Origin of the sequence: Halomonas litopenaei (genome assembly GCF_003045775.1) — a bacterium.
GTDB lineage: Bacteria > Pseudomonadota > Gammaproteobacteria > Pseudomonadales > Halomonadaceae > Halomonas > Halomonas litopenaei.
Genome location: NZ_PXNS01000006.1, coordinates 334200 through 346802 on the forward strand (window position 1 = coordinate 334200; position 12603 = coordinate 346802).

Sequence of the window (12603 nt, forward strand, 5' to 3'; positions counted from 1 at the left end):
TTGAGGGCATTACATGCGGAAGACGCCGAAGCGCGTCTGTTCGATCTCGGCATTCATCGCGGCGGCCAGCGACAGGCCCAGTACATCGCGGGTCTGGGCCGGGTCGATCACGCCGTCGTCCCACAGTCGGGCGCTGGCGTAGTAGGGATGGCCCTGGTGTTCGTACTGTTCGCGGGTCGGCTTCTTGAAGGCCTCTTCGTCTTCGGCGGACCAGGACTCGCCGGCGCGTTCGATCTGCTCGCGCTTGACCTGGGACAGCACGCCGGCGGCCTGCTCGCCGCCCATCACCGAGATGCGGGCGTTGGGCCACATGAACAAAAGGTTGGGCTCGAAGGCGCGGCCGCACATGCCGTAGTTGCCGGCACCGAAGCTGCCGCCGATCAGCACCGTGAACTTGGGTACCTTGGCGCAGGACACCGCGGTCACCAGCTTGGCGCCGTGCTTGGCGATGCCCTCGTGCTCGTACTTCGAGCCGACCATGAAGCCGGTGATGTTCTGCAGGAACACCAGCGGAATCTTGCGCTGGGCACACAGTTCGATGAAGTGGGCGCCCTTGACCGCGCTCTCCGAGAACAGCACCCCGTTGTTGGCGACGATGCCCACCGGATGACCGTGGATATGGGCGAAGCCGGTGACCAGGGTATCGCCGTAGTAGCGCTTGAACTCGTCGAAGTCGGAGCCGTCGACGATCCGCGCGATGACCTCGCGCACCTCGAAGGGCTTCTTGAGGTCGGTACCGACGATACCGTAGAGCTCCTCGGGGTCGAGGCTGGGCGGGCGCGGAGCGGCCATCGCCAGCTCGCCGCGCTTCTGCCAGTTCAGGCGGGACACGCAGCGCCTGGCGATCTGCAGGGCGTGGGCGTCGTTGTCGGCGTAGTGGTCGGCGACCCCGCTGATCCGGGTATGGACGTCGGCGCCGCCCAGGTCCTCGGCGCTGATGGTCTCGCCGGTCGCGGCCTTGACCAGCGGCGGGCCGCCGAGAAAGATCGTGCCCTGCTCGCGCACGATGATCGATTCATCGGCCATGGCCGGCACATAGGCGCCACCGGCGGTGCAGGAGCCCATCACCACGGCGATCTGGGGAATTCCCTCCGCCGACAGGGTGGCCTGGTTGTAGAAGATCCGGCCGAAGTGGTCGCGGTCGGGGAATACCTCGTCCTGGCGCGGCAGAAAGGCACCGCCGGAGTCGACCAGGTAGACGCAGGGCAGGCGATGCTTGCGCGCGACTTCCTGGGCGCGCAGGTGCTTTTTCACCGTCAGCGGAAAATAGGTGCCGCCCTTGACGGTGGCGTCGTTGGCGACGATCACGCACTCGACGCCCGAAACGCGGCCGATGCCGGTGACGATGCCGGCCGCCGGCACTTCGGTGTCATACACCTCATGGGCGGCCAGCGCCGACAATTCGAGGAAGGGCGAGCCCTCGTCGAGCAGGTGGTCGATGCGGTCGCGCACGAACAGCTTGCCGCGGGATTCGTGCCGGCTACGGGCCTTGTCGCCACCGCCACGGCGGATGGCAGCGGTCAGTTCGGCCAGTTTGCCGACTTCGGCGCGCATGGCCGCGTCCCGGGCCTGGAAGTCCTCGGAGCGCGGGTTGATCTTGGTGTCCAGAATCGCCATGACCGGCTCCCCTTACTTGGATTCGTTGAACAGCTCACGCCCGATCAGCATGCGCCGGATCTCGCTGGTGCCGGCACCGATCTCGTAGAGCTTGGCGTCACGCAGCAGGCGCCCGGTCGGGTACTCGTTGATGTAGCCGTTGCCGCCGAGCAGCTGGATGGCGTCCAGCGCCACCTGGGTGGCCTTCTCGGCGCAGTAGAGGATCACCCCGGCGGCGTCCTTGCGCGAGGTCTGGCCGCGGTCGCAGGCGGCGGCGACGGTGTAGAGGTAGGCGCGGCAGGCGTTCAGGGTGGTGTACATGTCGGCAACCTTGCCCTGGACCAGCTGGAACTCGCCGATGGACTGGTTGAACTGCTTGCGCTCGTGGATGTAAGGCACCACCACGTCCATCGCCGCCTGCATGATGCCGATGGGGCCAGCAGCCAGCACGGTGCGCTCGTAGTCCAGCCCACTCATCAGCACGCGCACGCCCTTGCCGACCTCCCCCAGCACGTTCTCGGCGGGGACTTCGCAGTCCTCGAACACCAGTTCGCAGGTGTTGGAGCCGCGCATGCCGAGCTTGTCGAGCTTCTGGGCGGTGGAGAAGCCGGCAAAGCCCTTCTCGATGATAAAGGCCGTCATGCCCTTGGAGCCGGCGTCGGGATCGGTCTTGGCGTAGACCACCAGCACGTCGGCATCGGGGCCGTTGGTGATCCACATCTTGTTGCCGTTGAGGATGTAGCGGTCGCCGTCCTTGCGGGCGCGCAGCTTCATCGACACCACGTCGGAACCGGCGCCCGGCTCCGACATGGCCAGCGCCCCTACGTGCTCGCCAGAGATCAGCTTGGGCAGGTACCTGGCCTTCTGTTCGGCGGAGGCGTTGATCTTCAGCTGATTGACGCACAGGTTGGAGTGGGCGCCGTAGGACAGGCCCACCGAGGCGCTGGCCCGGGAGATTTCTTCCATGGCGATGCAGTGGGCCAGATAACCCATGCCGGTGCCGCCGTCCTCGTCGGACACGGTGATGCCGAGCAGGCCCATGTCGCCGAACTTCTGCCACAGGTCGGCGGGGAATTCGTTCTTCTCGTCGATTTCGCCGGCGCGGGGGGCGATCTCGTCGCGGGCGAAGGCATTGACCTGGTCGCGCAGCATGACCAGGGTTTCGTCGAGGCCGAAATCGAGAGGCGTGTAGGGGCTGAACATGATGGGCTCCGGGGCATCCTTGATGGTCGATACGGCGCCAGGAGGGGGCCGGACCATCTTTATTGATGGTGTTGGTGACGAGGTGAAACGGCACCGCAGGCGGTGAGCGTTCACGGGATGACAAGAAGACTAGGCAAGGTTTACGTTAACGTAAAGTGCAGCTTGTGATGCTTGCGACCAAAGTTGGTAGATAGGTGCGGGTAGACGAGCGGCACTCGCCCGGCAGTGGGTCGCCACCAGAAGCGCCAGACGACGCCTTCGGGTCAGGGCGATGGGGTGAACAGGGTGGCCGTGCGGTTCAGATCGAGATCAGGATAATGGCAGTGGTTCAATGCCAGGCCAGATTCAGGCACGAGACCGGCAACGTCCGAGAAAGCGCGCCTGGCACGAGGCATGGAGCGATACGGCGAGGGTGAGCCATCTGCCGCCAGGCACGCCCGTCCCATCAACCTTCGTCCTGCCAGTAGTCCACCGCGTCCTGGCGCATGCCGTAGTGTTCGAAGCTGCGCTCGGCCTTGTCGCCGCCCGGAGCGCTGCCGGCCAGTACACCAAACTTGCCTGAGTCGGGATACTCCATCACGTCCGGTGCGTTCATGCTGCTGATACACAGGTAGGTCAGGGGTTCGTCGGAGTCGTTGATGATCTGGTGGGCGCAGTCGGCGTCGCCGGCGGGGGCCGCGATCAGCTCCCCCTCGACGATGGGGTAGCGTTTCTCACCCAGACGCACGCTGCCCTTGCCCTTGAGCACGATGAACATCTCGTCATTGTTGTGATGGAAGTGGAAAGGCCAGGCGTGGCAGCCAGGTGCCAGGGTGACTCGGCGACAGCCGAGGTCGCGCATGCCCAGCACCGGCGTCAGGTTGATGATCTTGGCATCGACCTTGTCACCGTGCTGGTGGTCCTGGCGGGGGATCGGGCAGTGGCACAGAGAGAGGATGCGAGCTCGCATTGAGGGTCCTTGTCGGTCATGGGGACGAACGAAGCACGCCGATCGCGTGCCTTCGCCCGTCTCGCGTCAATCCATGTATCAGCCTAGACCGAGATATATGACCCCGCTACGACCCTGGTCAGTTGACGTTGCTGCCTCGGGCGCGGCCGCCGGCTTCAGCGCAAGCCAGCGATTACTCGCCGTCGGCGTTGGGAAAGAACAGCTGCTGTCCCTTGACCTCGAAGTCGCCGATGGCCTGCTGGCCCGCCTCGGACAACAGCCAGTCGTGCCACTGGTCGGCCAGGTCGTGCTTGAGCTCCGGATGGCGCTCGGGCGACAGCTTGAGGCTGCCGTACTGGTTGAACAGCACCTCGTCTCCTTCGAACAGCAGCTCGAGATCCTGACGGTTGTCGAAGGCCACCCAGGTGGCACGATCCGACATCACGTAGGCACCCATGCCCGCCGCGGTGTTGAGGGTGGCCCCCATGCCGCTGCCCAGTTCACGGTACCAGTCGCCGCCGGGTTCGACCCCCGCCGACTCCCACAGCCGCAGCTCCGCCCGGTTGGTGCCGCTGTCGTCGCCACGGGAGGCGAAGGGCGACGCGTTGTCGGCGATCAGGTTGAGCGCCTCGGCTGCGCTGTCGGCGTCACGGATGCCTGCGGGATCCTCGGCCGGGCCGATCAGCACGAAGTCGTTGTACATGACGTCGGCGCGCTCGGTGGCGTAGCCGTCCGCCACGAAGGCTTCCTCGCCGGCGGTGTCGTGCACCAGCAGGCTGTCGGCGTCCCCGCGCCTGGCGATCTCGAAGGCCTGTCCGGTGCCCACGGCGACCACACGGACGTCGATGCCGGAGTCCTCGGTAAAGCTCGGGATGATGGCATCGAACAGCCCCGAGTTCTGGGTCGAGGTGGTGGAGGCCAGGGTGATAAAAGGGGGCTCATCCTCGGCCTGGGCACTGGTTGCGCACACCGCCAGACCGGCGACCAGCAGGGCGCCGGAGAGCAGAGCACTGGCAGGAGTGGAGGCTTGATATCTTGTCATGGGGGCCTTCCTTGCGTGGGTTGATCGGACTTCTGGATGGGGCAGGCCGCTCAATCGAGCAGCTCGCCGTGGACAAAGGCGTGGCCCTCGGCGGTGACCGGGGCGTCGAAGAAGGTCGCTGCAGGGCTCTGTTCGACCAGCCTGCCGTGGTGCAGCAAGATCACCTCGTCGGCCAGTCGGCGGGCCTGATGAAGGTCATGGCTGGTCATCACGATGCGTACCCCCTGGCGGTGAAAGTCGCCGATGGCGGCCTCCACGGCGCGAATGGCGGCGGGATCCAGGGCCGAGGTGGGCTCATCGAGAAACAGCACCTCGGGCGACAGCAGCCAGGCCCGGGCCAGCGCCAGGCGCTGCTGTTCGCCGCCGGACAGTACCCTGGCCGGTCGCCGGGCAAGTGCCTCCAGACCAAACCGCGCCAGCGCCTCCCTGGCCCGTTCGCGACGCTGACGCCGCGGCACCCGCTGCACCGCCAGGGCATACTCGAGGTTGGCCAGGGCCGAGCGTCTGAGCAGCACCGGGCGCTGGAACACCATGGCCTGGCGTGGCGCCGCGCCTTCCCACACCAGGCGCCCCGACGTCGGCTGCAGCAGACCATGGGCCAGGCGCATCAGCAGGCTCTTGCCGGCGCCGTTGGGCCCCATGATCAGGGTGCGGCGATGGCCCTCCAGGTTCAGCGACAGCGGCCCCAGCAGCGTCTGCCCACGGGATGCGTAGCTGACGCGATCGAAGTTCAGGCGTGGCGTCGTGGCCGGCACCGAAAGGGTCAGATGGGTCATCCGAGCTGCCTCCGCGTCGCTTCGCCCAGCAGATGCGCCAGTGCATTGATGACCCCCACCAGTGTCAGCAACACGATACCCAGGCCCAGCGCCAGGGGCAGGTTGCCCTTGCTGGTCTCCAGCACGATGGCCGTCGTCATGACCCGGGTGACGCCGTCGATGTTGCCGCCGACGATCATCACCGCCCCGACCTCGGCGCTGGCGCGGCCAAAGCCGGCCAGCACCACAGTGATCAGCGACAGCCTGGCGTCCCACAGCAAGGTCGGAATACGGCGCCGCCGAGAAACCCCGATGGAGGCGAGCTGTTCGGCGTACTCGCCGTGGAGCTCCTCGACCTTCTGACGGGTCAGGGCCGCCAGGATCGGCAGCACCAGGATGACCTGGGCCACGACCATGGCGGTGGGGGTAAACAGCAGCCCTAGTGAACCCAGCGGCCCTGCCCGGGACAGCAATAGATAGACGGCGAGCCCCGCCACCACCGGCGGCAGGCCCATCAGGGCATTGAGGGTGACGATAAGAGGGGCTCGGCCTGGAAAGCGAAACAGCGCCAGCGCCGCCCCCAATGGAAAGGCCAGCAGGGCAGCGATGGCGACAGCGGTCAGCGAGATCTTCAGCGATAACCCGACGATGTCGAGCAGGTCGGCGTCCAGACCGATGACGAGTTCAAGGGCAGTAAGGAAGGCAGAGTCGGTCATCGTGTCTCGGTCGATTTGGGGGCGTCGGGTGCTTGCCGTTTTCCGGTCTACCGGCATGATGTGATGATCTACTGCGGCGCGCACCCCATGGCCGTAATATATGCAGCCATAGACCACTTCCTGCAAAGTGACCCTCTACACCTTTTGGAGGTAACCCGATGGTCGAACCCGTCCTGCCTCGCTACCTCACCACCGCAGAGGTGGCCGACTATCTGCGGTTGAAGCCACGCAAGGTCTACGATCTGGTCCGCCAGGGGCAGATTCCCTGCACCCGTGCCACCGGCAAACTGCTGTTTCCACGCCACGCCATCGACCTGTGGCTGATGAACCACCTGGAGGGGGACCAGTCTTCCGCGACCGAGCCGCTGGAGGTGATGGCCGGTAGTCAGGACCCGCTGCTGGACTGGGCCATGCGCGAGAGCGGCTGTGGCCTGGCGAGCCTTTGCCTGGGCAGCGGCGACGGCATCCAGCGGCTGATGGCGGGCAAGGCCATGGTGGTGGGGGCTCATCTGCTGGACGGGGCGGGGCGCTACAATGTGCCCTCGGAGCTTGGCCTCGGTGGCATGCGTGACCTGGTGGTGGTGCACTGGGCCAGGCGTACCCAGGGGCTGATGCTGGCGCCGGGCAACCCGCTTGGCCTCGAAGGCCTGGGTGACCTGGCAAGGCCGGGGCTACGTATCGGTCGGCGACCCGAAGGTGCCGGCGCCCACCGCTTGCTGGGTTGGCTGCTGGAGCGGCAGGGCATCGAGATGGAACAGCTGGATATGCTGGAGCATCCGGCGACAAGCGAGGACGACCTGGCGCTTGCCGTTGCCCAGGGCAGGGCGGACGTTGGGCTTGGTGTGGAGGCCGCAGCAAGGCGCCAGGGGCTTCATTTCCTGCCCCTGCACCAGGAGTCCTTCGACCTGCTGTTGCGGCGACGCAGCTATTTCAGCGATGCCCTGCAGCGGCTGTTCGCCTTCGCCCGGGGTGAGCGTTTACGGGACCAGGCGGAAAGCCTTGGCGGCTACGAGGTGTCGCGGATCGGGACGATTCGCTTCAACGCCTGATGCGAGGTCGGTGATCCTTGGTGTTCCGCCTTTCACGCGCGCAAGGGTGTCGCGTGAAAAGGCGGTCTCACTAGTTACTCTTCCCGCATCGCTCGGGCCAGCATGTCCACGATCGGTTTCGCCACATAGCTGGCGAAGCTTCTTTCGCTGGTGCGGATCATCACCTCTGCCGGCATGCCGGCCATCAGCCGCATATTCTCGGTCATGTCCTTCTCGCCGAGTTCGGTGACCTGGATGCGTACCTTGTAGTAGCGCTGGCGCGTCGCCTCGTCCTCGAAACTGTTGGCGCTGACGTGGACGACCTCACCGTCGATGACGTTGGACAGCCGCTGGTTGAAGGCGCTGAAGCGGATTTCCGCCGGTTGGCCAAGGTACAGATGGTCGACGTCGTGGTTGGCCACCTTGGCCTCGACGATAAAGCCGTCGCCCATGGGCACCAGGTCCATCAGCGGGTCGCCGCCGCGCACCACCGCGCCCAGGGTATGCACCTTGAGCCCGACCACGGTGCCCGCTACCGGGGCGGTGATCTGGGTGCGCTTCAAGGTATCGTTCAGCGCCACCAGGCGTTCTTCAGCGTCCGCCACCTCGGCCTGCACCTGGCGCAGCGCCTCGCCGACCTGCTGCTGGAACTCCTGCAGGCGAATCTGCTTGTTCAGGGTGTTCTCGCTGATCTGGGCCCTGAGCCTGGCCACCTCGGAGACGTGACGAGCGTTGTCGCTCTGGTACTCCAGGCTCTCGCGCTCCATCTCGCGCATGCGCTGGCTGCTGATCAAGCCATCACGAAACAGCTTGCGGTGGTTGGCGACATCGCCGTTGAGGGAGTCGATTCGTCGCTGGGTGATGACCTGGGTCTCCTCGAGGCCGGTGATCTGCTCCTCGAGCTGGAGGATCTGCTGGTCGAGTGCCGCCAGGGTGCCCTCCAGCGAGTCACGGCGTACCTCGAACAGCCGTCGTTGAACCTCCAGCACCGCCTGTACCCGGGCGTTGTCCGAATCGATCAGGGCCTGGGGGAAGACCAGCGTTTCGGCGCCGGACTGTTCGGCCAGCAGGCGTACTTCGCTGGCGCGGGCGATCAGGTACTCGGTCTCGACGATACGACTCTGGGCCATCGCCTGGGTGTCATCCAGGGTGATCAGCGGTGCGCCGGCCTCGACCTGGCTGCCATCCTCGACGTGGATCTGCTCGACGATGCCACCCTCGAGATGCTGCACCGTCTTGGTGAAGCTCTCTACCGACACCGAGCCTGGAGCCACCACCGAGACCGCCAGGCTGGCCATTACCGACCAGCTGCCGAAGCCGCCGAAGGCGACCAGCAGGATGATCAGGCCCATGCGCCGATAGCGAGTGTCCTGCAGCGGCAGGTCGTCCTGGGAAGGGGAGGGGCTGTTCATGATGAGGTCTCCTCACCGCCGCTGCGGCGGTTGACGGGGGAGCGCCCCCGGGCGCTGGGGTGCAGGGTGGTGACGCCGGGCGAGCGCCGTCCAGCGGTGGCCACGGCGGCCGCCGGCGTATTGCGGCGGGGCGGCGTCAGCGAGGCGATTTGGCCGTCCTTGAGCACCAGGATACGATCGACGTTGCTCAGCAGGCGTTGGCGATGGGTGATCACCAGCGCGGTGGTGCCCTGCTGGCGCAGCTGGATCAGACACTCGGCCAGGGCGGCCTCACCGGCATCGTCCAGATTGGCGTCGGGTTCATCCAACACGATCAGCGCGGGGTCGCCGTAGAGCGCTCGGGCCAGGCCGATACGCTGGCGCTGACCGGCGGACAGCGCGGTGCCGCCGTGATCCAGATAGGTGTCATAGCCTTCGGGCAGCTTCAGCACCAGTTCATGCACGCCGGCACGGCGGGCGGCACGCACGACCTGCTCGGGGTCGACCTCCTGGAAGCGGGCGATGTTCTCGGCCACGCTGCCGTCGAACAGCTCGATGTCCTGGGGCAGATAGCCGAGGTAGGGGCCCAGCGCAGTGCGATCCCACTTGTTGATATCGGCGCCATCCAGGCGCACGCAGCCAAGCTGAGCCGGCCATAGCCCGAGCACCACCCGGGCAAGGCTCGACTTGCCCGAGGCGCTGGGGCCGACCACGGCCAGGTGTTCGCCCTTGGCAAGCTTGAGGTCGATGTTGGTCAGGGTCGGCAGGCGTACGCCGGGAGGCGCGGCGCTGACACCTTCCAGGCTGAGCTGACCGCGGGGCCGGGGCAGCGGCATGGTCGGCGGATCGGCGGGCACCTCGTCGAGCAACGCCTCGAGTCGTCCCTTGGCCGTGCGTGCCCCGGAAAAGCCCTTCCAGCCGTTGATCATCTGGTCGATGGGGGCGAGGGCGCGGCCCATCAGGATCGAACCGGCGATCATCATGCCAGGGGTCAGCTCGCCCCTGAGCACCAGAAAGGCACCGATGCCCAGGATCAGCGACTGGAACATCAGCCGCAGCACCTTGGAGGTATTGGTCAGCAGGCCCGAGCGATCGCTGGCCTGGGATTGCAGCACCAGGTATTCACGATGGCGCGCCGCCCAACGGCCCTGGATCCCGGGCAGCATGCCCATGGCGTGCAGCACCTCGGCGTTGCGCAGGTTGCTGTTGGCCAGGTCCTGGGACTGCACGTGGCGACCGTTGGCCTCGGTCAGCAGTTGCTTGGTCATACGCTCGTTGATGACCGCGATGGTGGCCAGGATCACGCCGGCGCCCAGGGCAAACAGCCCAAACCACGGATGAAAGAGTGCCAGCACCCCGATGTAGACCGGTACCCAGGGCGCATCGAAGAAGGCAAACAGGCCGTTGCCGGAGAGGAACTGACGCAGGCTGGTCAGGTCGTTGAGCGGTTGGGCGGAGGGCTTGCCGGGACTCGACAGGGTGCGCTTGAACATGGCGCTGTAGAGCCGGGGACTGATCAACGCATCGAGGCGATTGCCGACCCGGACCAGGATGCGTGAGCGCATCAGCTCGAGCCCACCCATCACCAGAAACAGGAACACCACCACCAGCGTCAGCATCCACAGGGTTTCCTGGCTGCGGGTGGTCAGCACTCGGTCATACACCTGCAGCATATAGAGTGGCGGCACCAGCATCAGCAGGTTGATGAACAGGCTGAACAGGGCCACATAGCCAAAGCTGCGCCGGCAGAAGGCCAGCACCTTGCGCAGATCGTTGTGTTCCGCAGACATCTTCCCTCTCCCCCTGGACGTTACGTCATTTTTCTTGTTTGGCGAACATTGCGCCGTTTTTTTGAAAATCGGTTGGGCCATTTTCCTATGGATGGTGAATGTCGTGGGTCAACGCGGACGTCGAATGACTAAAGATGTTATGCGGATTTTTCTACCTTGCAACTACTTTGCAGGGGGTTTTGCCTAGTTATTCTTTGGATTTTATTTCCCGGTTATTTGCGGGCTGTTTCTCTGATTTTTTAATAGTGGAAATCTGAATATGTATCCGATGTTGGCATAATAAAAGTCTCATGTTGGAGTGTTGTTACGCTGGTTTTGGAGGTGTCTTGTTCTTGGTTTTAGGGTGGTGAGTATACTGCATGAAGAGAGATTAATAATTTAATAAAACTATTAAAAACAAATAGATATAATACCGTTGATGAGGGTTTCTCTACCGTTTATTCCGCATGGTTAGCGCTGTCAAAAAAATCTTGATGTACCTCCGTCGGGTTATAGAATCAGAGAGAGCCATCTCTTTCTGGCTGCCGGTTCGTTTGTTGTCTCAGCGGAAGTTGGGGATTCGTCTGGGCGGACTGTAAAGCGGCGAGAGAGATCTTCGAAGAAAGTCGATGGGTTCTTGTTGGTAGTTGGTGGCAATCACTATCCAAAATAATCGTCAGGGGGCAGGCCATGTTTTCCATGTCATTTGTGAGCCGTGGGCAGAAGTCATTTCAAAAGCGTCTGGCAGATAAGGCGGAATTTCTGACAAAAGAGTTCGAGATGCATGATCTGGTGGTCGCACCGCATCCTGGCCAATGGCGGGACGCGGTCGAAGCCGTGCGGATGACCTGGAAGGATGCCTCTGGCGCACAAAGCGTCTTCGAGCGTTTCGAACGGCCCTTTGTGTTTGACCATCTGCCGACGCCGCAACCGGGCAAGCTGGCCATGGTGGTCGATGCACTCGATGGGCAAGGGCAGGCTCTGGGCGGACTTCGTGCTGCCTTCGATGTGCTTATCGAGGACGCCGAGGCTGCCAGTGACGATGAAGTCGCAGGCCCGAGTGGCCAGGTGGAAGCGGGGCAGGACGGTGCAGGTCTGGAAGCATCGGAACAAGGGTCTGGTGATCAGGGTATCCCGGCAGATGCAGCGCCGGCGTCGGCACCAGGCGCGCCTGCTGCGTCCGATAGCGCAGCGCCTTTGGCAACCCCAGCATCAAGCTCGACAGCAACCCCAGCAGCGCTTTCTACAACCCCAGCCGCAGCGCTTTCAGCCACCCCCTCAATAGTGGCCGCGGCCGCGCCGATCGGCTTTTCGCTGCGTATCCAGGCCGAGGACGATGACGCCAGCGACGGCGCCTCGGCCAGTATTTCCGGCGATACCGGAATCGCAGTGGTCAGTGATCCGGCCAACCCTGACGCCGCCGATGCCGAGGGCAACGCCTACGTGGATTACGGCAACGGCGTGGCCGGTGGCGAGAGCCTGACCTTTACCTTCGAGGCGCCGGAGGCCGGTGAATACGATCTGGTGCTGCGCTACGCCATGGGCGACGGCAACCGTCCCCTGCGCCTGGACGTCAACGGCGAGCTGTTCGACCGCATGTTCGACCTGCCCGCCACCGGCGATGATTTCACCAACTTCGAGCTGACCCAGCCGGTACGGGTGACCCTGGCCCAGGGCACCAACACCATTACGCTGACCTCCAATGGGGCCAGCGGGCCTAACATCGACTATCTGGAAATCACCGCCCCGGACCCCGATCGCTACGTGGTGCAAGGCGAGGACATGCTGCTGTCGCCCGACGAGGACGTGGACGACACTGGTACCAACCGGGTGGCGACGCTCGACAGCATCGCTGACTTCACCAACAACAACGAGACCTTCCGCGTCGGCGCCGAAGGTGCCGGCTACCTGGATTGGGCGTTCGGTAATGCCAATGCCAGCGCTGACTTTACCCTGGACGTGGCCACCGCCGGCACCTACACCGTAAGCGTCACCTACGCGACCTCCGACCCCCGTCCGCTGGACCTGATACTGGTGGACGGCGCGACCACCACCACCCTGGGCACCTTTGCCTTCGCGACAACCACGGCGCCGGACTACTACCCCGACGATGTCGAGTCCGATCTCGACGCTGCCAACCGGCCCAATCAGAGCAGCCAGTGGGAAGGCTAGACC

At 64.5% G+C, this 12603-nt stretch carries 10 protein-coding genes; 2 read left to right on the forward strand and 8 right to left on the reverse strand.

Features of this window, described 5'->3' with window-relative positions; translation table 11 throughout:
* Positions 1-9 precede the first annotated feature (9 nt).
* The 6 genes from C6W88_RS13045 to C6W88_RS13070 form a co-directional block, all read right to left on the reverse strand.
* Positions 10-1617: a carboxyl transferase domain-containing protein gene (locus C6W88_RS13045; protein ID WP_108132749.1), complete on the reverse strand. Its 1608-nt coding sequence runs from the start codon at positions 1615-1617 to the stop codon at positions 10-12.
* 12 nt (positions 1618-1629) lie between these two features.
* Complete coding sequence (locus tag C6W88_RS13050) at positions 1630-2799, reverse strand: isovaleryl-CoA dehydrogenase (protein WP_108132750.1); 1170 nt, start codon at positions 2797-2799, stop codon at positions 1630-1632.
* 445 nt (positions 2800-3244) lie between these two features.
* Positions 3245-3748 carry a cupin domain-containing protein gene (locus C6W88_RS13055; protein ID WP_045994996.1) on the reverse strand — a complete coding sequence of 168 codons (504 nt, stop codon included), beginning with the start codon at positions 3746-3748 and terminating at the stop codon, positions 3245-3247.
* A 172-nt stretch (positions 3749-3920) separates the two neighbouring features.
* Positions 3921-4769 carry an ABC transporter substrate-binding protein gene (locus C6W88_RS13060; RefSeq protein ID WP_108132751.1) on the reverse strand — a complete coding sequence of 283 codons (849 nt, stop codon included), beginning with the start codon at positions 4767-4769 and terminating at the stop codon, positions 3921-3923.
* A 50-nt stretch (positions 4770-4819) separates the two neighbouring features.
* Positions 4820-5545 (reverse strand): ABC transporter ATP-binding protein, encoded by a 726-nt coding sequence (locus tag C6W88_RS13065; RefSeq protein WP_045994994.1) that lies wholly within the window; start codon positions 5543-5545, stop codon positions 4820-4822.
* Positions 5542-6240: an ABC transporter permease gene (locus C6W88_RS13070; protein ID WP_108132752.1), complete on the reverse strand. Its 699-nt coding sequence runs from the start codon at positions 6238-6240 to the stop codon at positions 5542-5544. Before C6W88_RS13070 ends, C6W88_RS13065 begins: the two co-directional genes overlap by 4 nt.
* Positions 6241-6398: 158 nt before the next feature.
* On the opposite strand from C6W88_RS13070, the gene C6W88_RS13075 reads away from it, so the two are divergent.
* A complete protein-coding gene (locus tag C6W88_RS13075) occupies positions 6399-7289 on the forward strand; it encodes a substrate-binding domain-containing protein (protein WP_108132753.1) in 891 nt (296 codons plus the stop codon).
* Between the two features lie 74 nt (positions 7290-7363).
* Here C6W88_RS13075 and C6W88_RS13080 read toward each other — a convergent pair whose 3' ends face one another.
* Together C6W88_RS13080 and C6W88_RS13085 are read right to left on the reverse strand one after the other, a co-directional pair.
* On the reverse strand, positions 7364-8680 hold the full coding sequence (locus C6W88_RS13080; protein WP_108132754.1) for an HlyD family type I secretion periplasmic adaptor subunit: 1317 nt from the start codon (positions 8678-8680) through the stop codon (positions 7364-7366).
* Positions 8677-10449: a type I secretion system permease/ATPase gene (locus C6W88_RS13085; protein WP_108132755.1), complete on the reverse strand. Its 1773-nt coding sequence runs from the start codon at positions 10447-10449 to the stop codon at positions 8677-8679. Before C6W88_RS13085 ends, C6W88_RS13080 begins: the two co-directional genes overlap by 4 nt.
* A gap of 759 nt (positions 10450-11208) precedes the next feature.
* On the opposite strand from C6W88_RS13085, the gene C6W88_RS21375 reads away from it, so the two are divergent.
* Positions 11209-12600 carry a carbohydrate-binding protein gene (locus C6W88_RS21375; protein WP_146164657.1) on the forward strand — a complete coding sequence of 464 codons (1392 nt, stop codon included), beginning with the start codon at positions 11209-11211 and terminating at the stop codon, positions 12598-12600.
* Positions 12601-12603 lie beyond the last annotated feature (3 nt).

Coding starts and splice junctions, on each gene's coding strand:
- C6W88_RS13045 (WP_108132749.1), bottom strand. CDS start 1,617: ATGGCGATTCTGGACACCAAGATCAACCCGCGCTCCGAGGACTTCCAG.
- C6W88_RS13070 (WP_108132752.1), bottom strand. CDS start 6,240: ATGACCGACTCTGCCTTCCTTACTGCCCTTGAACTCGTCATCGGTCTG.
- C6W88_RS13060 (WP_108132751.1), bottom strand. CDS start 4,769: ATGACAAGATATCAAGCCTCCACTCCTGCCAGTGCTCTGCTCTCCGGC.
- C6W88_RS13055 (WP_045994996.1), bottom strand. CDS start 3,748: ATGCGAGCTCGCATCCTCTCTCTGTGCCACTGCCCGATCCCCCGCCAG.
- C6W88_RS21375 (WP_146164657.1), top strand. CDS start 11,209: ATGCATGATCTGGTGGTCGCACCGCATCCTGGCCAATGGCGGGACGCG.
- C6W88_RS13065 (WP_045994994.1), bottom strand. CDS start 5,545: ATGACCCATCTGACCCTTTCGGTGCCGGCCACGACGCCACGCCTGAAC.
- C6W88_RS13080 (WP_108132754.1), bottom strand. CDS start 8,680: ATGAACAGCCCCTCCCCTTCCCAGGACGACCTGCCGCTGCAGGACACT.
- C6W88_RS13085 (WP_108132755.1), bottom strand. CDS start 10,449: ATGTCTGCGGAACACAACGATCTGCGCAAGGTGCTGGCCTTCTGCCGG.
- C6W88_RS13075 (WP_108132753.1), top strand. CDS start 6,399: ATGGTCGAACCCGTCCTGCCTCGCTACCTCACCACCGCAGAGGTGGCC.
- C6W88_RS13050 (WP_108132750.1), bottom strand. CDS start 2,799: ATGTTCAGCCCCTACACGCCTCTCGATTTCGGCCTCGACGAAACCCTG.